The 22,566-nt window shown below is 40.1% G+C and carries 14 protein-coding genes and 1 riboswitch; of the genes, 7 read left to right on the top strand and 7 right to left on the bottom strand.

Going from position 1 to position 22,566, the window contains the following annotated elements; all coding sequences use genetic code 11:
• Nucleotides 1–389: 389 nt before the first annotated feature.
• Entirely contained in the window at nt 390–1,259 is an 870-nt protein-coding gene (locus tag HS960_RS22370) for a cupin-like domain-containing protein (RefSeq protein WP_088163188.1), read from the top strand.
• Between the two features lie 95 nt (nt 1,260–1,354).
• Here the strand turns inward: HS960_RS22370 and HS960_RS22375 are convergent, their stop codons facing one another.
• Nucleotides 1,355–4,234, bottom strand: a complete 2,880-nt coding sequence (locus HS960_RS22375) for a PD-(D/E)XK nuclease family protein (RefSeq protein WP_182330654.1) — start codon at nt 4,232–4,234, stop codon at nt 1,355–1,357.
• A 7-nt stretch (nt 4,235–4,241) separates the two neighbouring features.
• Nucleotides 4,242–7,592, bottom strand: a complete 3,351-nt coding sequence (locus HS960_RS22380) for a UvrD-helicase domain-containing protein (protein WP_182330655.1) — start codon at nt 7,590–7,592, stop codon at nt 4,242–4,244.
• A 359-nt stretch (nt 7,593–7,951) separates the two neighbouring features.
• On the opposite strand from HS960_RS22380, the gene HS960_RS22385 reads away from it, so the two are divergent.
• The 5 genes from HS960_RS22385 to HS960_RS22405 all read left to right on the top strand — a co-directional run bounded on the left by HS960_RS22385 (nt 7,952) and on the right by HS960_RS22405 (nt 14,697).
• The gene (locus tag HS960_RS22385; RefSeq protein ID WP_153844340.1) at nt 7,952–8,473 is read left to right on the top strand and encodes a 30S ribosomal protein S16; all 522 of its coding nucleotides are present in this window, start codon (nt 7,952–7,954) and stop codon (nt 8,471–8,473) included.
• Between the two features lie 119 nt (nt 8,474–8,592).
• Entirely contained in the window at nt 8,593–9,117 is a 525-nt protein-coding gene (gene rimM / locus HS960_RS22390; RefSeq protein ID WP_075994448.1) for a ribosome maturation factor RimM, read from the top strand.
• Between the two features lie 103 nt (nt 9,118–9,220).
• Entirely contained in the window at nt 9,221–10,072 is an 852-nt protein-coding gene (locus HS960_RS22395) for a hypothetical protein (RefSeq protein WP_159727420.1), read from the top strand.
• Between the two features lie 218 nt (nt 10,073–10,290).
• Nucleotides 10,291–10,393: riboswitch (SAM riboswitch) on the top strand.
• Between the two features lie 70 nt (nt 10,394–10,463).
• Nucleotides 10,464–11,420 (top strand): methylenetetrahydrofolate reductase, encoded by a 957-nt coding sequence (locus tag HS960_RS22400; protein WP_153844338.1) that lies wholly within the window; start codon nt 10,464–10,466, stop codon nt 11,418–11,420.
• A 247-nt stretch (nt 11,421–11,667) separates the two neighbouring features.
• Complete coding sequence (locus HS960_RS22405; protein WP_182330656.1) at nt 11,668–14,697, top strand: glycosyltransferase family 117 protein; 3,030 nt, start codon at nt 11,668–11,670, stop codon at nt 14,695–14,697.
• Between the two features lie 146 nt (nt 14,698–14,843).
• Here HS960_RS22405 and HS960_RS22410 read toward each other — a convergent pair whose 3' ends face one another.
• From HS960_RS22410 to HS960_RS22430, 5 genes are all read right to left on the bottom strand, one after another.
• Nucleotides 14,844–15,509: an OmpW/AlkL family protein gene (locus HS960_RS22410; RefSeq protein WP_088163182.1), complete on the bottom strand. Its 666-nt coding sequence runs from the start codon at nt 15,507–15,509 to the stop codon at nt 14,844–14,846.
• A gap of 460 nt (nt 15,510–15,969) precedes the next feature.
• Entirely contained in the window at nt 15,970–17,640 is a 1,671-nt protein-coding gene (locus HS960_RS22415; protein ID WP_182330657.1) for a glutamine--tRNA ligase/YqeY domain fusion protein, read from the bottom strand.
• Nucleotides 17,641–17,818: 178 nt separating this feature from the next.
• Nucleotides 17,819–18,466, bottom strand: a complete 648-nt coding sequence (locus HS960_RS22420; RefSeq protein ID WP_075994442.1) for a carbonic anhydrase — start codon at nt 18,464–18,466, stop codon at nt 17,819–17,821.
• A gap of 209 nt (nt 18,467–18,675) precedes the next feature.
• Nucleotides 18,676–20,220: a SulP family inorganic anion transporter gene (locus HS960_RS22425; RefSeq protein ID WP_182330658.1), complete on the bottom strand. Its 1,545-nt coding sequence runs from the start codon at nt 20,218–20,220 to the stop codon at nt 18,676–18,678.
• 245 nt (nt 20,221–20,465) lie between these two features.
• Nucleotides 20,466–20,801, bottom strand: a complete 336-nt coding sequence (locus HS960_RS22430) for a hypothetical protein (RefSeq protein ID WP_228280107.1) — start codon at nt 20,799–20,801, stop codon at nt 20,466–20,468.
• Between the two features lie 168 nt (nt 20,802–20,969).
• Between HS960_RS22430 and HS960_RS22435 the strand changes: the two genes are divergently transcribed.
• Nucleotides 20,970–22,511, top strand: a complete 1,542-nt coding sequence (locus HS960_RS22435) for a helicase HerA-like domain-containing protein (protein WP_182330659.1) — start codon at nt 20,970–20,972, stop codon at nt 22,509–22,511.
• The last annotated feature ends 55 nt before the right edge of the window (nt 22,512–22,566 follow it).

Consider the following 22,566-nt stretch of genomic DNA (forward strand, 5'->3'; position numbering starts at 1 on the left):
CCCTTTTTTTGTTATTTATGCAGTTTAAGGTCCGCAAAGATCTGTAAAGACTTTTACGGGCGTTGTTGTTGAGTTTTATCATTCCGAATCGGGAATGGTACGATGACAATTTTACGAATTGGCCGGATGATCAATTTGTGAGGTATGTTCATATTGTATGAAAGATAAATGAATTGTATTTTTATCTGTAGGGGGTATAGAAATGGTGGCGAGTCGAATCGATGATGTTAAAATGTAATAAAAGTGACGATGGTCATTGAGATTTTAAGTATATTTCTATTAAATTGCTTGGAATAATTTATTCCAATTAAAAATAAAGCATAGGCAGTATTTTTAAAATTTGATAGAAATATTTTTTTATGTTTGTAATTAAGCAAAATTAGTCAGTCGTGAAGTTAAAGCAAGTTGATAAAATTTCGGGCATTCAATCAGAGGACTTTTTAAAGAATTATCTGAAACCAGGTTTTCCTGTAATTATATCAGATTTTATAAGTGCAGAAAGTCCAGCGTGGAAGAAATGGAGTTATGATTACTTTAAGGAAATCGCAGGAGATATAAAGATAGATGTCTATGGAAAAGAGGAAGAATCAATGGACCGTGCTGCCAGTGCTCCTGTTGGCCATATGACATTTGCAGAATATTTGGATCTGATCACAAAAGAACCTACAGAGTTACGGTTGTTTTTGTTCAATCTACTCAAAATACGTCCTGAACTGAAACACGATGTTATTTATAACGATGTCACAGGAGGTAAGGTATTGCAATGGTTGCCATTTATGTTCTTTGGTGGAGAGGGGTCAAGTACCCGTAACCATTTCGATATTGATATGTCACACGTATTTATTTCTCAATTTCAAGGATTAAAACGTATTTGGCTTTTTCCGAATGATCAATCTGATTTGATGTATAAATTGCCATACAATTTTCATAGTATTGCCAATCCAAAATATAGTAGTGAAGAGGAATATCCCGGGATTAAGTACTTAGATGGTTATGAAGCGGTTATTCATCCTGGAGAGACCTTATATATGCCGGCAGGTTGGTGGCATTATATTCAATATGAGACAGAAGGCTATTCGATTTCTGTTAGGGCTTTAGCAAATTCGATCAGCGAGAAATTGCAGGGGGCGCGTAATCTGTTTATCACAAGGCATTTTGACAATACGATGCGAAAGATCTTCAAAGACCATTGGTTCCATTATAAAATTAATACAGCAAAACGTCGAGCCAATAATGCAATTAAAAGAAATAAACGTTAATATAGAAAGGGGACAGTAAAATGTCCCCTTTTGTTTTTAGAATGTATTTTTTGTACAGCATTTCGTTTGACCTCTCCTTAAAGTCTTTGCTATATTCATTCTTCTGCATCGCCCCATTTGCTAGCTTCCCGATAGAATAATGTATAAGGGTCGCTTGGGTAAATCATTGAGTCCGGGTTATGCCGAAATGGGAGATCAGGGTTAAAGATTTCCTGAAGAATATCTCGCATAAATCTGACAAAATTTTCTTTCTGGAAAGCAAGGAATTCATCAGTCAATATTCCCTCTTTACCACTGAATAATGTCCCTTCTTCCCGCATTTTACGGGCGACATAGAGATGGGGCTCGAGTTGTTTTCTTCCTGTCTTTTGTTCAAATACATAGGCATAGAATAGCGTCTGCACCATTGCTTTATTTTCGGTATTTGGCGCAAATACCTGGTCGATTTCTTTGAATATGATCGAGTCTCCACCTGTTTTGTAATCGACAATTCTACTGATAATACGATCGTCGTGTGTTACGACCTCATCTACACGGTCAATGATGCCGTAAAGTGTGACCTGTTGTTCTTCTCCATTGATCTCAATAGGAAAGGGCAGTACATAATCGTGGTCATTCTCGAGTTCAATAATCCGAAATGCTTTGTAGTTGTTGATGTCATATTCAAGATACATCTTGACATACTCGCAGGCAATCTTCAGCATGATCCGCTGCAGGCTGTTTAAATCATGTGTTGTCTTTAATTCGATCTGATATTGCAGGCCTATTTCACGAATCACCTGTGCTTCTATTTTGTCTATCTCGTGCCGTAAGACAGTTGTCGGTGTAAAGTCCTGTTGGCCCTTGAAAGGTAGGAATATCTTCTCCATGACATTATGGATGACAGTTCCCAGTTTATTCATCTCAAATTCCTGAGAGATTGAAGGCGGTTCTTTGATGCCGGCAATATGTTTTAAAAAAAACTGTAGCGGGGATTGCAGGTAAGTTGTTAGAGCCGTTGCAGATATCCTTTTCTGGTTGACGATAAAATCCTGATACATCTTTTCCCAGACTTCACCACGTTTCTCTATGACAATCTCTTGCGCTTTATCGGAAAATTGGATGGTCTGTTGTTGAATTTTTCGGTCAAACTGAAATTTACTTTCAAACTCCAGCTGTTTGATAAAGCGACTTTCTTCGCCGGTAGAGCTTTCGTCCACTAAGCCATTGTAGAAAATATGTATTCCTTCACTGTATTGAAAATGGCGATAGAATAAATAAGCTGACAGGGCATCCTGATTCTCCAATATGGGAAGGCCATAAGCGCTTCTTAGACTATTGGGTATAAAGGTAGGTGAATTGGACGTCTTTGGTAGAATGCCTTCATTTGCTCCTAAAATATATACGTTGTCAAAATTTAAACAACGACTCTCCAAGAGTCCCATAATCTGAATTCCTTCTAGGGGATCTCCTTCTATCGCCGAATTTATTGGGGCGATTGCTTTTTTAATCAAGCCAATCTGGAAGCTGATGCTTAAGGGCGCAACTGTTTCAAAGCCCAGTAGCAGCTGATTTAACGTTTTCTTTGTTTCGATCAAGAGGTTGTTGTCAATTTGGCGGATGCGCTCCTGAGAAGAGATGCTATGCAATAGGTCATCGACGATCAGAATGAGCGCAGGGATCAAATGTGCAGAATTTTCGATTGGCACAAAAAACTGAGGCAGGGAGCTTTTGAGATGAAGTTCCTCAAATGCGATCTCAAAGAGCTGTTTGTCGGCAATCTCTTTTTGGATCTGAAGTTTATCTGCCAAAGAAACCATGCTGAGCGGATGGTTGATAAAGGTCTCTATGACCTGATAAGGAATCTTCCGTCTCTTGAACTGTGATATCTCCAAATGAACATCCATCCATAGGTCCAGGATGCCGAAAATGGGAGACTGCGTCAGTGGATATCCCGTTGTGATGTTGGGGTTGACATCGGGTAGACTCTGTAGCAAAGGAACCAGTAGGTTTTCATCTGCTAGAAGAATGGCAGAGGTCTGTTCCATGTTATGGTGCTGTTCGAGGATATCATAGAGCAATTTTGTTTGGCTGATTTTTCCGGTGCTGGCATATAGATTTACGGTTGAGGTTCTATTGCCTATAATGTTCGGGCTATCGCCAAGGGCATTGATCAAACCTGTTTGAAAAATATTTCGACGGATAAAAAGTCCCGCCTCCTGCATAGTGTCCTCCAGGTAATAGGCATCGGCATCAAAGTAGAATAGTGCGCTGCCTTTGTCCTGCCATTGTTTAAATAATTTTGCCTCGGCTTTATTTAAAGCATTGAAACCGACAAAAAGGATATGCTGAAAGGAAGATGCAAACTGCTGATTCGTAGCCTTGCCATCAACCAGATCACGGTAGATTGTTGGATAGTTGGTTTGTCCTTCTGTTTTGAGCTTTTCTTTGAACCGATCATATAATACGGGCAGTCTTTTCCAAAGTTGAAGAAAGCGCTCTTGTACTCCACTATGCCCCGCAATAGAAAAGGACTGCCAAAATTGACGGATAAACCCTTGCTGTTCTTGCGTGAGATGTTGAAAAGCAATGTCGATTTTGGTATTGTCATAAAGTTCTAGATAGATCTGCTCGATGGGAACGAGATCATAATCCAGTTGACCAAAGTCACTCAATATAATTTCGGCAATGGGATAGAACTCTTCCAGCGTTTCTGGTTGCTTGCCCTCAGCTACCAATAACTCATTATGAATATTAAACAGATGAAAAAATTGGGTTAAAGGACTGGCTTCGGTATCATCGGTCGAAAGTCTGAAAAATTCCTGAATCGTAAAAAACTGCGGCGACCAGATCGCCTGACCATACACTTCGGCAAGATGTTTTTTGAGGTAGGTAATCGGCCGTTTATTATTAAACACGATGGCAATTTCACTCAGATCGTTTCCAAAACGTTTTTGAATGTCTGCTGCTACTAATTTTAGAAAGGCTGTCTGCATCGTGCTATTATTTTACTTCAGTTAATTGATTTGATTTCGCATAATAGAGATAGGCTTTAACGTTGTTATAGCCAAGGTTCTCCAAATTCTTTTTATAGTTGTCGACTTGATACTTGTGCCCAATATAGTCTGTCTGTGTGAATTTAAAATCCAGAACGATTGTTTCTTCCACGGAGGTGAAGACTTTATCGGGACGAATGGTCTCACCCTTGGCGGTAATAATGCTTGCTTCATTCCAGATTTTATAGTTTCCGGTGAGCCATTTATTGATCATGGGGTGCTTCCAGATCTGATTGATCTCCTGCATGAGAAAAGGCTCTTCCTCTTTGGAAAGGATTCCTTCCTGGATCAGTTGGCGTACCAGTTTATGGATGTCTTCTTCCTTTGAAATTTGAGCCATAATATCGTGGGCCAATATACCGTACTGCGCGGCTTTCTCCAGCATCATAATATCATTGATGTTACGTGTACTCGATTTTTCTAAGGCCATTTCCAATTCTTTGGAAATGGGGTAATGGCGAAGGGAAATAATATTGTCTTTTTGAGTCTGATGTTTTTTTTGTTCGATCGTTTGATCGATGTGTACACCTTTTTCCTCCAGTGCAAACGGAGCTATCGGGCTATCCAAGACTTGATAGAGCACATCGCTGATATATTCGTCTTTAATATCATATCCTGTAATTTCACCTGTTTTTTTGTCAACAGATTCTTTAAAGGAAGGTGCCGTAATATAGAGGTGTTCAACAGCACGTGTTGTTGCTACATAGAATGTGTTGAGTGCATCCATGTAGTTGAACAGCATCTCTTCAAAATATTGCTTGAAAAATACAGATTTGCCGACTGTAGATGTATATTTTATTGGGATTTTTCCCAATTGGGCAAAAGGAGTATCCGAGGTCTCTATCCAAAAATCGCCATTGATCATGCCATCGAGATCCCAGGAACAGAATGGAATCATCACAACGTCATAGGCTAGACCTTTTGATTTGTGGATTGTTGTTACCTCGATCGCATTAATTTCTCCGTTGGAAGGGAGCACCGCCCGGTTGCCATCTTCTTCCCAAAACTCCAGGAACTGTATAATGCCACGTTCGCCATTGGTGGAGAAAGCTGAGATCATATCTTTGAATGCGAGGAGGTAAGGGAGGTGGATATTGTCTGTGGTTGTGAAACCGTAGATTTCAATGAGTTTTTCAATTAAATGAACTAAAGGCTGTTTCTGTGCCATTTCCCACGAGTCAATCAGCGCCTCAGGGAGATAATCTTTAAGTGCGCGGATGTCATTGCTCGCAAATTTTAACCATGCATTCTGATCGATTGTCTTATTTTGAATATGCTGGTAGAGATAGACCATCTTTGCTTTATGGATGGTATGTTTATCTGAATTATAGACTAAAGCCTTCAACGTCTCGATCAATAATAGTACAGCATCATTGCTCGCTAAGGATAAAGCATCACCAGATATCACTTCAAATGTAAGTTGCTGCTCTTTTTTGAAGTCCATGAGCTTTTGGATGACCAATTTAGCCTGCACATTACTCCGTACCAGGATGCCGATCTGCTGCGCCTGATATCGTCCGCTACCGAGCCAGTCGCCTATTTTTTGACATAGTTGTAGTAACGATTCTTCAATAACCTGATTTCTTCTGTAGCGTCCATCAGTGACAGGAATGTAGGAGATTTCAATAGATCCTAATTGGTCAAGTTTCCCTTTTTTATGTTCAGGTACTTCCTGTTGGCTGTTTTCATAAGCTTTGACCAGCATATTGTCATTGCCAGCAGAAATCCACCATTGTTTACCTTCTTCATCGAGGCTTTCGAATACTTTTTCATTCAGTACCTGTTGCAGATGTTGGGGAATACTGCTAAAGAGGTAATTGTTTAAATGGATGATATTTGGAAGACTTCTAAAATTGGTGTCGAGGCTTCCGTTTTCGATAAAGGTGGTTTTGCTATCCTCGTCTAAGTGAAAGGTATGACCAACCTGTTGTTCTACCTGTTGCAGGAGTATACGCCAATCCCCATTCCGCCAGCGATAGATACTCTGTTTGACATCCCCAACGATCAGGTGTTCGCTGATTGTGCCTTTGGCATCTGCCAATGCATTGATCAATAGCGGACTATAGTTTTTCCACTGAATACGCGAAGTATCCTGAAATTCGTCAAACAAAAAGTAGTTAAATCGATTGCCGATCTTCTCCCAGATAAATGTTGGATCGCTATTTTCATCAAGTCCGAGTTTGTTTAATAAAATCTGCGAGTCGGAGATTAATTGAGCACCATTGTCCCGCCGCCATTGCGTCAGTAAATCGCTCATTTCCTTGAGCAGGCGTAGGTAATAGAGATTACTTTGTACCGCTTGATAAGCAATGTAAGCCGATAGATTATCGTGTAGCTTTTGGAACGATGCCAGAATGGGCCCGAGTGCGGCGATAAGATCATGACGTATATTTTTGTCACTATCTGTAAAAGCATCTTCATTGTCGATCAACTGGATATACTTTTCCAGTACCTTGGCAATTTCGGAAGCGCTTAGCTTTTCCGTTTTTTTATTGGTTTTGCTAGCGGAGATTATTTTATTGCGCGATTTACCTTTCAGGTCACTTTCGGAGATATTAAAATTCTTAAATGTTTCACTAAAGGCTTCAATTGTCATGGAGAGCGCTTCCGTGAAGGAGTTTATCTTCTGTTCAACTTCCTGATTGAGAAGATTAAAAACTTCCTTTGGATTGGCAGAATTGATGTAGCCATCAAATTCCTGAAAATTTTCAGAGAAAATAAGACTTGCCAAACCCATTAATTGTTGGCGGTAGTTCCAATTTTCATTTTTTGCTATTTTCTTTTCCGCATAAGCGATAATCCAATCCAGTAGGTCGGGTCGTTCATCCAGCAATTGATTAAGCATGACTGTAAGGTCATTTTTCACTTTATTGACATTCATTTCAATCTTATAAGCAGCATCAAGATTGAGTTCATAGGTAAATGCGCGAATGACTTTTTGGGAAAAACCATCAATTGTACTTATGGTAAAATGACTGTAGTCGTGTAGGATACGTCGATAAACCCGAAAAGCTTTCTCTTGTACCAGATGCGGATTCCAATCTGGCTGCTGCTGGAGTAAAAGCTTTCTGAAATCTTCAATTTTAGGGGTACGATTGCCTGTTGCCAAGCCATGGAGCACCGAGAGGATGCGTTCCTTCATCTCGGCGGTTGCCTTATTGGTGAATGTCACCGCCAAAATCTCCTTATAGCTATTCTCGTTGGAGAGTAGGAGTGTGAGATAGTGTAAAGTCAAGCTAAAGGTTTTTCCCGAACCGGCTGAAGCTTTTAGTATTTTTAATGGCGCAACAGATTTCATAGAATGAAGGTAGAAAGTAAAAAGTGAATTGGCAAAAATGTCGATGACTATTTCGAAGGTACTGTACCCAAACCGTTCATCCTGTTTACATTTGGTAAAGATGTCCTTTTGAATAAAGGAGCTGTTTAGTGCCTTGATTTTTGAAAAGTTCGTTGTAGATGCTGTATGGAAGCAAGAAAAGACGAAGGTCTAAGGGGTAGGTGTTACGCTTGAAAGAGCTTGTTGAAAACAGCTAACCCTGTCGTTTTCAGTGAAGTTTTATTAAATTATAATGATGATTAAAAAAAAATAACTATCTTTGCATCCCCTCTAGTATGAAGCTCGGGGGATATGTTGAATACATAAAATAAAATTAAAGAATGGCAACTAAAATCAGATTGCAAAGACACGGTAAAAAAGGACGTCCTTTTTACCACGTAGTCGTAGCGGATTCTCGCGCTCCACGTGACGGTAAATTCATCGAACGTATTGGTTCTTACAACCCAAACACAAATCCAGCAACTATCGTTTTGGATTTTGAAAAAGCTTTGGATTGGATGAATAAAGGTGCTCAACCAACTGACACTGCTCGCGCTATCCTTTCTTACAAAGGTGTTCTTTACAAAAAACACTTGCAAGGTGGTGTGAAAAAAGGTGCTTTTGATGAAGCTGCTGCTGAAGCTAAATTTACAGCTTGGACTGAAGCTAATGATGCAAGAATCACTGGTAAAAAAGATGGTTTAGCACAAACTAAAGCTGAAACTAGAAAAGCTGCTTTAGCTGCTGAAGCTAAGAAAAAAGAAGAAAAAGCTGCTGCTGTAGCTGCTAAAAATGCTCCTGTAGCGGAAGAAACTGCTGCTGAGGAGACTGAAGCTCCTGCATCAGAAGAAACTGAAGGTTAATTCTTTCATAAAGTATTCGAGAAAGCCGACTCAATCTTGAGCCGGCTTTTTTTGAAACAGCCAATAGGCTAATGGTTTGCCAAATCATGTCTCACAGCTAATCGCTAAATACGAAATATATGACTATTGATCAAAGCTTTTACATCGGTTACATCAGTAAAACAAGAGGTCTTAAAGGAGAAGTACAACTGTTTTTTGAATTCGAGGAATACGAGAGTTTGAATATCGATGTTGTCTTTGTGGAAGTGAACAAAAAGCTTGTTCCTTATTTTGTTGATACCATTAAATTTCAAAAAAATAGTACAGCGTATGTGACATTTGAGGATGTGGATCATATCGATAAGGCTCAAGTACTTGTCCGTAAAAAGCTATATCTTTCCAATGATAAGATGCCCGAGCGCGATCCAGATGATTTTAGATATACTGATTTAATCGGTTTTTTAGTGATTGATGAAAACCATGGTGAACTGGGGCAAATAACAGATGTCCAGGAATTTCCACAACAATTTGTCGCCTCGGTAAATATGGACGGTAAAGAACTGATGTTCCCGTTGTCTGATGATTTGATCTTAGGAATCGATGGCGAAGAGGAGATCATTGAAGTTGAATTGCCAGAAGGCTTGGTGGATCTTTATAAAGAATAAGCATATCCCCGAGCTTATTCAAATAAATAGCAGTATACGAACTATTGCAGTAATTTCTTATCTTGGTCTGTATATTATTACTGGCCATAATTATTGATTGATTTTGAAACCGTTATTACTGCTGCTATTCGTATTCTCGTTGTCTTCTTGTGCTTTCTTTGGGAAGAAAAAGGACTTTCCTGAAGGCAATTACCAAATGATATTGGGCTATTCAAATGAAGAGTATCATAAAGTAAAAAGAGAATCACCCCAAAATGTCGAGGCAGATACCTATGGTAATGATCCTACGATATATCGGTCCTTTCTCTCTCTCCATGATAAAGACAAGTTTGTCATGGCGATCGATGATATCTTACTCTTCGGTAAGTATAGATTCAACGGCGATCGATTAGAATTGACCGATGAGAAAAAAGGTAGCCTCGCATTAGATATTATTAAGGTAAAAAGCGATTTTGTTCAGCTGAGAGGTGATTTTTCACAGTTTAGCTCAGCACGTATACCCACTAGCGAAAGACTTTATATCAACTTTGCGTTAGATAAAACCCCTATCCGGGAGACCCCCAGCAAATTTGATAGCCAAGTGAATCTATGGCGAAATGCCCCTGTAAAATCAGAAAGTGAAAAGGAGATAAAAGCTAGGGCATTGAATTTTGTAGATTATTCTATCGCTTATTTCCAACACATATCAAGTTCTGGTACACATCACGATTATCGAATGGATGGTGTTGAATCACCCATTATTTATGCTGAGAATGGCATTGTGCTCAAGGCATGGGCAGATGTTCCCGATTCTTGGAAGGAATTATTTTACAACGAAAAAAATGCATTAGTCGCCTATCAATATTTATTTGATGGTTTTAAATTTGGATCGAAAGAGGAGTACCATGTTACAGGACTCTTATTGATCACATTTTATCTCAAAAATCTACGGAATTCCCTGGCAGCGAATCTTTAGCCAATCCTGTTGTGGCATAGTCAATATCTTCGCTGTCGATGATCCTCGATCGTTAATTTTATCTGTTTTTTTAAGTCTTTTACTTTTGGTGGAGCGTAAATTCCTGTTGTTGACTGGGAATAAACCTGAAGCCGCATTTATTGCAGTCTTTTTGCCGCTATTTTTGCCTTTTCGAAAAAATATTTTTGTCTTTTGATTTTTTAAAACGATATTAGCAACGCTTATAGAGAAAGGCCGAGGGACTAGACCCGTTGAAGCCTTAGCAACCTGTATTGTTCAAGGTGCTAAATTCTACCCTACTCCATGTGGGAAAGATAAGTTACATGTAGATAAACGATTCCTCGACTTGTGCGTTTCGATGTAAGCCAACCAAACTAAAAACAGTTTTTTAATGAAGATTATCGATCATATCCAGAATGCCAAAGGAAAAACATTGTTTTCTTTTGAGCTATTGCCACCGGCAAAAGGGCAGGGCATCCAAAGTATTTTTAAAACCATGGATGAACTGATGGAGTTTAAACCTCCTTTTATCGACGTAACCTACCATCGGGAAGATTATATCTATAAAGAGCATGCGAGTGGATTACTGGAACGCGTTTCCTATCGTAAACGTCCTGGGACAGTGGCGATATGTGCTGCAATCATGAATAAATATAAAGTAGATGCGGTGCCCCATTTGATATGTGGTGGTTTTACAAAAGAGGAAACTGAAAATGCCCTGATCGATTTGAACTTCCTGGGGATAGATAACGTCTTGGTATTGCGGGGAGATGCACGTAAAGGCGATGCCGATTTCATACCGAGCGATGGTGGACATGCTTTTGCAACAGACCTATTGGAACAGGTAACTGATATGAATAAAGGAAAGTATTTGCATGAAGACATTATCACATCGGAAAAGACTGATTTTTGCATCGGAGTAGCGGGATATCCCGAAAAGCATTTTGAATCGCCAAATTTCAATACTGATTTTAAATATCTGAAACAAAAAGTCGATATGGGAGCAGAGTTTATTGTGACTCAGATGTTCTTTAATGTTGAAAAATACAAAGAGTTTGTAACAAAATGTAGAGACAATGGAATCCATGTGCCTATTATTCCAGGATTAAAACCATTGACAACGAAAAAGCAGTTGGTGACCTTACCAAGGATATTTCATTTAGATATTCCGGAGGAACTGAGCGATGCTGTTTCAGCATGTAAAACGAATGCCGACGTCAGACAAGTCGGTGAGGAGTGGTTGGTGCAACAATGTCAGGAGCTGATTAAATTTGGCGCTCCGGTATTACATTTCTATACGATGAGTAATCCTGGTCCAACAAAGAAAATTGTTGAAAAACTAGCCTAACTCATAAAAATAATACGAAAAGGGAGCCAATAAGCTTCCTTTTTTTATTGTAATATTAGTTGTGAAAGCCCGAAATAAGTCCATAATTTCGATAGTGTGGTTTAGGTCGGTCTCTATATTCAGGGTTGAGTAGCCTGTTTATAGTCAGATACTTGTGTTAAATAGTGTTAATTAACTTATTGGAGTCAGGATAACTTTTTAACTTAAAGTGCTAAAAAGGATTTTAACAATAGACCAAATTGACCTTATGAAGTACACTAGATTAAATTCTCTACTCGGCTTTGCTTGCGGACTAATTGCTACATGTGTATATATCGCCACCGTTGAAAAGACGGTAAGCTGGTGGGATTGTGGTGAATTTATTGCCTGTGCCTACAAGCTAGAAGTGGCACACCAACCGGGAGCACCATTATTTCTTCTTATTCAGAATATATTTTCCAACCTGGCTTTTGGTAATGCAGGTAAAATTGCCTATTGGATGAATATTGGATCCGCAATCTGCAGTGGGCTTACTGTTACATTTTTATTCTGGACGATAACAGCAATTGCCAAAAGGATACTCAACAGGCAAGAGAAAGTTCAATTATCGAATTATTTCCAAATTTTTGCTGCGGGTTTAGTTGGTGCAATGGCTTTCTGCTTCAGTGATTCATTCTGGTATTCGGCTGTTGAATCTGAGGTATATGCGATGTCTTCATTGTGTACAGCGATTGTTTTTTGGGCAATTTTAAAGTGGGAAGTGCGTGCAGATGAAGAAGGTAGCGATCGTTGGCTGGTTTTTATTGCTTTTGTTATGGGCCTTTCAATCGGAGTGCACCTATTAAATCTGTTGGCAATCCCGGCTATAGCGATGGTTGTCTATTTCAGAAGAGCAGGACAGGTTAATGCGAAAGGTACAGTAAAAGCTTTCCTGGTAGGAGTGCTGATCTTGGGGGCCGTTTTGTGGGGAATTATTCAATGGTTGGTCGGTCTAGCTGCTAAAGTGGATCTCTTATTTGTAAACTCGCTAGGTTTGGGCTTTGGCTCAGGCATCTTCTTCATGTGTCTGCTGTTGGGGGGCTTCCTCATTTATGGCCTATATTATTCTTATAAAAAGCAGCAATATACACTCCATACCGGACTACTGGTCTTTTGTTTTATTCTATTTGGGTATAGCTCCTATACCATGGTTTTGATCCGTGGAAAAGCGAATCCCTCGTTAAACAATAATGCGCCAGACAATGTGTTTTCTTTTTTGGGTTATCTGAGCCGGGAGCAATATATCCGGGAACCTTTACTCAAAGGACCCAATTATGATTCACAGGTCGTTGGTGTCGAGAGTAAAACCGGTTATCGCAAAGATGAATCAGGTTATATTCCTTTTAGTCAGGTCGATAAGTATACGTTTGATAAGGAAACTTTCTTTCCCCGCATATATAGTCAAGATGGAGCCCATCAAGCTTATTATAGGAGTTACCTCAATTTGAAGGAGGGGCAGCAGCCACAATTCTCTGATAATTTTAAGTTCTTTTTTAATTTTCAACTGGGCGATATGTATACCCGATATTTCTTGTGGAATTTTGTCGGTAGACAGAATGACAGGCAAGGGTATGGGACCTATAGTGACGGCAACTGGTTGTCGGGGATTAAACCATTGGATAATTGGCGTTTGGGGGGGCAAGATAAAATATCCCAATCACAGAAGCATGACCCGAGCCGGAATACCTATTTTTTCCTTCCACTGCTACTGGGAATAGCCGGAGCGATCTGGTTGTACCGGAACAATAAACCTTATACCTTGGTCTTGACCTTACTGTTTGTGTTTACGGGAATAGCGATCGTTGTTTATCTCAACCAAACTCCTATGCAACCTCGGGAACGAGATTATGCTTACGTAGGATCTTTTTATGCGTTTGCGATCTGGATCGGACTGGGAGCAATAGCATTTGTTCGGTTTCTCAACCGTTTTGTACAAACAAGGTATGCGTTAGCGACAGGTATTTCTTTCGCTTTATTGGGCGGTCCCATTATTTTGGCCCATCAAAATTGGGATGATCATAATCGTTCTGAAAAATCGCTGGCAAGGGACATGGCACGTAATTATTTAGAATCCTGTGCTCCAAATGCTATTCTATTTACCTATGGAGATCATGATACATTTCCTGTATGGTATTTGCAAGAAGTGGAAGGAGTACGTCCGGATGTTCGGGTTGTGGTATTAAGTTATCTGACTGGCGATTGGTATATGCAACAGGCCAAGCAGCCGACGTATCAAGCGGCAGGTCTTCCCGTGACGATCCCAGCTGAAAAGACGAAAAAAGGCGTTCGTGATTATATCCCTTTTGTGGATAGACAACTTGACAATGCGGTAGATATACAGCAACTATTACAGTTTGTCACATCGGATGATCCCGAGTATAAAGTTCAGTTGAATTCCGGTGATATGGAAAACTATTTCCCTTCCAAGAAGGTCCAATTGCGCATTGATAAAGAGGAGGTGGTTAAGAAAAAAGCGGTTCCAGCTTATTTTCAGGGCGCTATTGTTTCTGCAATGGAATGGGAAATTCCGAATGATCATCTGACCAGGGCGGATTTAACCTTGTTATCGGTGCTTGAAAATAACCATTGGGACAGACCAATATATTTTTCGAACATGCTGCCAAGTGACATTAAATTGGGCCTGGATAAATACCTGGTCAATGAAGGCTTTACTTCCCGATTGATGCCCGTCGCTGCTACAGATCAGTCGACAGGAAAACGAAATGAGCAGGCCGGGCTAGTTAACATGGAAGCATTATATAACAATATTATGCATACGTATCATTGGGGCAATGTTAAAAATGCACAGTATTTAGATACAGATTCGTTTCGCTTTACAAGTATGTACGCCCGTGATATATTTGGAAAAGCCGCCCGGATGCTCTTGGCCAATGGTCAGGTCAAACAAGCTGGGGAAGTAGCAAAAAAAGCATACGATCAATTACCAGATCGCGTATATGCGATGTCGGATGCCATCAATTATGCCGATATTATCGACAGTCTATATCGTTCGGGACAACCTCAGCTAGCCAACAGGATGATGGACCGAAACCTTGATTATGTGGCTGAAAATATGGAGTATCTACATCAGTTGGTGTCGGATAAGAAAAACCTGAGCTTCGAGTGGAATGATATTCAGACCGGTTTGGACTCTGTAGACCGGTATAAGGCTATTTTATTGGAAGCAAAAGATACCAAGCGATTGGCACGTGTTGAGCGCTTGAGACAGCAATATCAAAATTGGTACGGAGTAGAATAATTTTGATGACACACTGAACCAAATTTACGCGGTCTGCCTAAACGGTAAATTGACTGCTATACTTGAGGTAAAAAAACCAGATGAGGCCTCTTCTAAAATATTGGAAGAGGCCTCGATACATATAGGATAGGGAATGAGCCAAATGATTAGAATTTCATGCCGACACCAAAGCCGAGCAGGAAGGGATTGATGTCAACTTTTGCCGGTATGGATAAGTTAGGTGCAAGATTTGATGCATCAACATTGACATCGGTTTTTAAAAGAATGTACTTCGCATCCAAATTCACGAAATATTTTTCAGATAGCTTAAAATCAATTCCCAGTTGAGTCGCAAAACCGAAAGCATTATCGTATTTTACATTTTTTACCGTTTGTCCCGCGTTGACGCTATAGAATATTGTATAATTTATTCCTGCACCTACATAAGGTTTAATGGCACCATCGGGGAAGAAATGATACTGAGCTGTCAGTGTGGGTGGAAGGAGCCATACACTGCCAAGATCGACATTGCTGGATGAACTACCACCAATGGCAGTTAAATTTGAACCGGTTGTATTAACTTTATGTTTTGTAGTCCCAAGGATCAATTCCGCAGCAATGTTTTTTGTGAAGAAATAGGTGAAGTCCAGTTCAGGGATAAATTTCGTATTGATGTCGACGTCTCCGCCTATGGTATTAATATTGGCCGATTCGTTTGGCATGACTGTCACACCTCTGAGTCTCATTTGCCAGCGTTGATTAGGGATTGTTTGTGCCTGTAAACTTAGTGCGCCTAGAGTGAGTGTTAGTGCAATTAAAAGTAGCTTTTTCATATCATTAAGGGTATTTTGTTTGCTGTAAAACTATTGCTAAAATCACGGCAAAAGAGTGACGATAATCAGGTTGAAAAATGAATGATACGATGTTTTTCTTATTGCAGATGATGTACCTTTATAAATTACTGCTGTAAAAAAAGAGAAGTACGGGAGGGCATAAATCGTCTCTTGTAGTTTTTCAGTTCGAAGAAAGTAAAAGAGCAGGCAGTTTTCAAGCAGTTATCTGGATTGAGAACGGGCTAACCTGATAAAAGGTGGTCATTTTCGAGCAGGAGTGGATTCTTTGCGAAGCTTTATGCTATGAGCGCGGATGTTTCAAGAGGTTGACAGAGCTGTAGTTTAGCAAGATTAATGGGGATATAAATCCGGCATGTTGGAGAATATTGGGGATAAGAATACACCATAAAAAGAAGAGGTTGGAATCACTTCCAACCTCTTCTTTTTATAGGTTACGGTTTTACGCGTTTTTCTTTACTTCCTTACCCCAAGAGTCTTTTAATGTAACCGTACGGTTAAAGACTAAATGAGCTGGAGTTGAATGTGTATCTAAGGTAAAATACCCCAATCGTATAAACTGATATCCTTTCCCCGGGGTTGCATTTGCAAGATCCGGTTCAATGTAAGCACGTTCAATAATATGTAGGCTTTCAGGATTTATCGATGCTTTAAAATCTTCTGCAGCAGCAGGATTTTCATCATTGAACAATCTGTCGTACAATCTCACTTCGGCTTCTTTTGCATGTGGAACCGAGATCCAGTGGATTGTTCCTTTTACTTTTAATCCCGAAGTGTCTTCTCCTGATTTTGAGTTTGGAACATACGTACAATGAACTTCCGTTACATTGCCGTTTTCATCTTTCACAAAATCATGACAGGTGACGATGTAAGCATGTTTCAAACGTACGGAAAGCCCAGGGCCTAAACGGAAGAATTTTTTTGGTGCATCTTCCATAAAATCATCGCGCTCTATCCAGAGCTCTTTTGAAAATGGAATAGAGCGTGAACCTTCACCACCTTCGACTTCTGGATTGTTCTCGCCAACAAGATCCTCGACCTGACCATCAGGATAGTTTGTGATCACCAATTTGATCGGATCAAGAACAGCCATTCTGCGCCATGCCGTTTTGTTGAGATCCTCACGGATACAAAATTCCAAAAGGCTGACATCGATCATGTTTTCCCGTTTTTGAACACCGATTTTTTCACAGAAGTTGCGGATACTTGCAGGTGTATACCCTCTTCTGCGCAATCCTGAGATCGTAGGCATACGCGGGTCGTCCCAGCTTTCAACAAACTTCTCATTGACCAACTGCAGCAATTTACGTTTACTCATGACGGTATAAGTCATATTCAAACGTGCAAATTCGTATTGTTTGGAAGGGAAAATCTCCAATTTATCAATACACCAATCATAAAGTGGACGGTGTGGAATAAATTCCAACGTACAGATCGAATGTGTAATTTTCTCAATGGAATCTGATTGTCCATGCGCAAAATCATACATTGGGTAGATACACCATTGATTCCCTGTTCTGTGGTGATGTGCATGTTTGATGCGGTATAACAAAGGATCACGCAAATGCATATTCGGGCTAGCTAAATCAATCTTTGCGCGTAGCACTTTTTCACCATCTTGGTATTTACCGGCACGCATAGCCGCGAATAAGGTTAGATTTTCCTCAATAGACCTATCGCGATAGGGAGTTGGAACACCCGGTTCTGTTGGGGTACCTTTTGCTGCTGCAATTTCTTCAGCAGTACTGTCGTCGACATAAGCTAGACCTTTTTTAATTAGATCAACGGCATAACTATATAGTGTCTCGAAATAATCTGAAGTATATAATTCCTCTGCCCACTGGAATCCAAGCCATTGAATATCTTTCTTGATACTTTCAACATACTCAGTGTCCTCAGTGACAGGGTTAGTGTCATCAAAACGTAGATTAGTCTTGCCATTATACTGCTGTGCTAATCCAAAATTCAAGCAGATGGATTTGGCGTGACCAATGTGGAGGTAACCATTTGGCTCAGGAGGAAAACGTGTCAATACACGTCCGCCATGCTTCCCTGTACGAAGATCCTCTTCGACAATTTCCTCGATAAAATTTAATGATTTTTCTTCACTCATAATACAAAGTTAATTATTCGCCGTGAAATATTAGCTAGCAGATCGTAGATATTCGGCTTAGCATGAGTGGTTGAATATGCCAGCTGTATCTGTTGGAATGGAGAGACTTAATAACGTTGGGATATGAAATAAAAAAGGGACGAAATTTCGTCCCTTTTTACCGATTTTTATTACTACTCTATTTATAAGCGAAGACTTCACCTAGCTCATCATTATTGGTAAAGGTACAATGTTGATCGATCAATTCTCCCGTGCCGATATTGATAATCATTCCATGTACCGCAAGATCATTACGCTCTTTCCATGCGTTTTGGATAATCGACGTCGCACAAAGATTGAAAACCTGTTCTTGTACGTTGAGCTCGATTAAGCGATTTACTTTTTTATCATGTTCCTGGATCGCATCGATCTCTGCGCTATGTAAGCGATAGACATCCTTGATATGGCCCAACCAGTTGTCAATAATACCATACTGCTTACGGCTTAAAGAAGCCGCAACACCACCGCAGCCATAGTGACCAGCGATAATCACATGTTTTACTTTCAGCACATTCACGGCATAGTCTAATACGGAAAGCATACTCATATCCGAGTGAATAACCATGTTGGCAATATTACGGTGAACGAAAACCTCCCCTGGCTTTGTACCTGTCAATTCATTTGCGGGTACACGGCTATCTGCACAACCGATCCAAAGAATTTCCGGATTTTGACCTTTAGCAAGTTGTTGGAAGCGTCCCGTAGCGTCATTCTTTACAAATTCCATCCACTCTTTATTTCCCTTTATGATATTGTCAAATCCTATTTTTAAATCTTTATTTTCCATATTCTTCTTATTTCACTCTTGCCCAAAGGCATCGTTTCGATTTTATTATAATAATACAAATGTCTAAATTCATTGTTTACTTCAAACAACTTATTTTTTATTGAAAATCTGTTCTTGATGTTCAATAATCCTTCCTCTTATTTCAACCAAGGATTGATGGTAGAACGATGGAAGGTAATGGCTTACGCGATACGTGGAAAACCTTTCCCTTATGAGGAGGGTTTTTTATAGACAACCTGCAAAAGCTCGATGTCTTTTCCCTTACTTCTCGCGTTCTGCTCAAAATCTTTTATGACTTCGATGACATCCTTGTCTATAAATTTACTGAATGTTCCATCGATGCGGATCTTACTGATAGATTTTGGTAAGCTGTATAATTTCTGTTGGATCGGAACCTTGTTCAAAAAGGATACTTCCTCCGCTAATGTAATGACGGCCTTATCTTCTTCATTGTCTTTTTCAACATTATATTTGAAAGCATTTTTCATATTTGCTCTCAAAATATAGAATGTCGCCACGACAATACCTATTCCTACACCCATAAGAAGGTCGGTAAACACGATCGCTACAATGGTGACAAAAAATGGAATAAATTGATCTAAGCCTTTTTTGTACATTGAGGTGAATAGACTTGGTTTAGCCAATTTATACCCTGTATGGAGAAGGATAGCCGCTAAACAGGCCAAAGGAATCATATTCAGCATTGTTGGGATAGCGAGCATAGCGACCAATAGCCACATACCATGCATGATAGCAGACTGTCTCGTTTTTCCACCTGCATTGACGTTTGCTGATGAGCGTACGATAACGGATGTTAAGGGTAGACCACCTAGAAGTCCGCTGGTCATGTTACCGATTCCTTGTGCAACGAGTTCACGGTTGGTTGGCGTATTTCTTTTGTAAGGGTCTATTTTATCAACCGCCTCGATACTCAATAAGGTTTCTAGACTTGCAATAATTGCAATCGTAAATGCAGCTATCCACACATCTTTGTTGACAATCTGTGTGAAGTCCGGTAGGGTAAATAATCCTGTGAATTCAGCAAAAGAACCTACAATAGGGACCAAAACAAATTGTTTATCATGCAATTGAAGCGCTGAACCGTTGAAAAAATAAGCTAAGCTTACGCCCAGAATCACGACAACCAATGGGGCCGGAACCTTATTAAGCTTTGGAATAGATGGCCAGAAGATTAGGATTGCCAATGATAGTGCACAGATGATTAATGCCCCAAAGTTGATCGCAGAGGCGATCGTATCAAAATAGGCGCCAATACCATGTCCATTGTCCATTTCGAAGGCATGTGTTTCCACTAAGCCCAATGCCAAAGGAATCTGCTTCATGATAATTGTGATACCGATCGCAGCAAGCATACCTACAATGACCGCTGAAGGGAAATAATTGCCGATCATCCCGGCTTTTAATATGCCAAGAATGATCTGTACTACACCAGCGATCACGACGGCAAGTAGAAAGGTTTCATATGCACCTAGGCTCTGAATAGCACCTAAGACAATAACGGTAAGGCCAGCAGCTGGCCCACTTACACTGAGTGGTGATTTACTGATTGAAGCGACAACGATTCCACCAATTACACCAGTCAATAATCCTGCAAACAATGGCGCACCAGAGGCCATTGCAATTCCCAAACATAATGGAAGTGCCACCAAAAACACCACAACACTAGCAGGGAAGTCATATTTTAAGTCTCTTTTCGATAGTTTCAGAAAAGCCGACGTACGAGTTCCAAACATAAAATTTGTGTTTATCTATAAATAAAGTTTTCATCAGGCAAACTTTAGCTAGCTGTAGCTTTGTATCGTTATATCATATGACCTTCAATAGCATTGACAAAGCGTCTTGCTGAGAAAGCTCAACGATAAGACTCAACCAAGCTAAAGCAGATAAGGTTACTTCAGAAAAATCAAGGATACCGCACATGCTTTATCTTTTGCATGCGGGTCGATGGAAATACATCCCTAACTCAGGGATGCCTGTATTAACAGTTAGGAGGCGGTGTTGGAACCGTAGGATGGAAAGCTAAAATGCTTTTCTCATTTTTAAGATAATTCTTCTGTTTTCCTTGGTTCTCAACGGTAATGGTTTCAAATACAATAGGTTCTTCTGTTTTTGTATTGAAAAATTTTGAGGCGGTTTCAAGTGTATCGTTACTTGCACCGTTATTGTTTTCGATTTCCAGTTGTAAAACGACTTGTAAGATGGTGCTTTGATCTAAGCTGTTGGAAAAAATAGGCGAAATAGAAATGGCCATCTTTGTGAAAAAGATGATAGCACAAAGGAATGCTGCCACAAATCTAAATCTCTTATTTAACATTTTTTATTACCTTTAATCTTACTGTTTTACATCGTAAAAATAGTAATTCTATGTTAAATTCAAATTAATAGTGCACTAAAAATAAAATTTGGCACGAAATTGTGACGAAGAGATTATTTTTTGAAAAGTTTTCAATTTTTTTTGATTTATAAATATTAAGCCTTTCATATGGCAAATAAAGAACAATTTATTGAGAAGGTCCAGGCCTCCTATAATCCCAAAGGAGCATTTATCTATCTGGGAGCGGGAATGCTCAATGGTGAAATTTTGGCTGAAGCGAAAGTGAATTTAGCCTTGAAAATGATGAACCGTCACGGACTTATTGCCGGGGCCACCGGAACCGGTAAAACGCGTACGTTGCAATTGATCGCCGAACAGTTGTCGGATGCCTCTGTACCTGTATTTATGCTGGATGTCAAAGGCGATCTATCAGGCTTAGCAGAACCAGGTGTCACCAATCAGGCCCTTATTGATCGGGGAAACGCTGTGGGGGTGCCGTTTGAGCCGTCGTCGTTTCCCGTTGAACTGTATTCACTTTCTGGCAATAAGGGGATTCCTATGCGGATTACCGTAGAAGATTTCGGACCGGTCTTGCTGGGCCGGATCCTGGAGCTCAATGAAACACAAACAGGGGTATTGGCCGCGATGTTTAAATATGCGCAAGATCATCAAATGCCATTGATCGATTTTTCAGATACTAAAAAACTGCTAAGCTACCTTTCAGAAGGACCCGGTAGCGAAGAAATCAAAAGCGATTATGGTAAGATTAGTTCCGCCAGCTCAGGAACTATCCTGCGTAAGATCGTCGCCCTGGAGCAGCAAGGTTTGGCTCATATCTTTGGCGAGAAAGAGTTTGATATCAACGATTTGTTTCAAAAAGTAGATGGTAGGGGCGTGATTAGCCTGTTGAATATTTCCGATGTGCAGGATCAGCCCATACTGTATTCTACATTCTTATTGAGTTTGTTGGCACAATTGTTTAAAAATATGCCCGAAGTTGGCGACCTGGATAAACCGAAGCTGGTCTTTTTCTTTGATGAAGCCCATCTGCTGTTCAACGGAGCTCCTAAAGCCTTTTTGACACAGGTGGATCAGATTATTCGTCTTATCCGTTCGAAGGGGATTGGTGTTTTCTTCTGTACACAGTCTCCAACCGATGTGCCGGAGTCTGTATTGGCGCAATTGGGAAATCGGGTACAGCATGCATTGCGTGCCTTTACACCCAATGATGCTGAAAACTTAAAGAAGACAGTTAAAACGTATCCAAAATCTGATTTTTATGAAATTGATCAGGTGTTGACCGCTTTGGGGACGGGACAGGCATTGATTACCGTATTGAATGACAAAGGTATTCCTACAGAGGTTGTTGCTACGCATTTGGTACCGGCACGTGCCGTGATGGGGCCTGCAGCTGATGCAACAATCAACCAGATTATCAATCAGTCTGATTTGAAAGCTAAATACCAGGAGCGACAAGAAAATCGTTCTGCAGCTGAAATCATAGATGAAAGAATGCAGGCAGCGGAGCAGGAACAACAACGTGCGGCACAGGAAAAAGAAGCAGAGAAGGCAAGTCGGCCTTCTTCCAGAAGACAGACGCCTTTGGAGGCTGCACAACGAACTGCGACAACGACTTTAGCACGGGAAGGCGTTAAGTTTTTGGGTAAATTAGCGACGGGTTTATTAAACGCATTCTTAAAAAAGAAATAACAATAATTTTTTGATTCTTTTCGTTTCAATACTATACCTTTGAAGGTGGAGCTGA

This window comes from Sphingobacterium paramultivorum, from assembly GCF_014109745.1.
In the GTDB taxonomy this organism is placed as follows: Bacteria; Bacteroidota; Bacteroidia; order Sphingobacteriales; family Sphingobacteriaceae; genus Sphingobacterium; species Sphingobacterium paramultivorum.

Excerpts from the sequence above, each read along its gene's own strand:
- HS960_RS22385 (WP_153844340.1), top strand. The coding sequence starts at position 7,952 with ATGGCAACTAAAATCAGATTGCAAAGACACGGTAAAAAAGGACGTCCT.
- HS960_RS22410 (WP_088163182.1), bottom strand. The coding sequence starts at position 15,509 with ATGAAAAAGCTACTTTTAATTGCACTAACACTCACTCTAGGCGCACTA.
- HS960_RS22405 (WP_182330656.1), top strand. The coding sequence starts at position 11,668 with ATGAAGTACACTAGATTAAATTCTCTACTCGGCTTTGCTTGCGGACTA.
- HS960_RS22380 (WP_182330655.1), bottom strand. The coding sequence starts at position 7,592 with ATGAAATCTGTTGCGCCATTAAAAATACTAAAAGCTTCAGCCGGTTCG.
- HS960_RS22430 (WP_228280107.1), bottom strand. The coding sequence starts at position 20,801 with ATGTTAAATAAGAGATTTAGATTTGTGGCAGCATTCCTTTGTGCTATC.
- HS960_RS22400 (WP_153844338.1), top strand. The coding sequence starts at position 10,464 with ATGAAGATTATCGATCATATCCAGAATGCCAAAGGAAAAACATTGTTT.
- HS960_RS22375 (WP_182330654.1), bottom strand. The coding sequence starts at position 4,234 with ATGCAGACAGCCTTTCTAAAATTAGTAGCAGCAGACATTCAAAAACGT.
- HS960_RS22415 (WP_182330657.1), bottom strand. The coding sequence starts at position 17,640 with ATGAGTGAAGAAAAATCATTAAATTTTATCGAGGAAATTGTCGAAGAG.
- HS960_RS22425 (WP_182330658.1), bottom strand. The coding sequence starts at position 20,220 with ATGTTTGGAACTCGTACGTCGGCTTTTCTGAAACTATCGAAAAGAGAC.
- HS960_RS22420 (WP_075994442.1), bottom strand. The coding sequence starts at position 18,466 with ATGGAAAATAAAGATTTAAAAATAGGATTTGACAATATCATAAAGGGA.
- rimM (WP_075994448.1), top strand. The coding sequence starts at position 8,593 with ATGACTATTGATCAAAGCTTTTACATCGGTTACATCAGTAAAACAAGA.
- HS960_RS22435 (WP_182330659.1), top strand. The coding sequence starts at position 20,970 with ATGGCAAATAAAGAACAATTTATTGAGAAGGTCCAGGCCTCCTATAAT.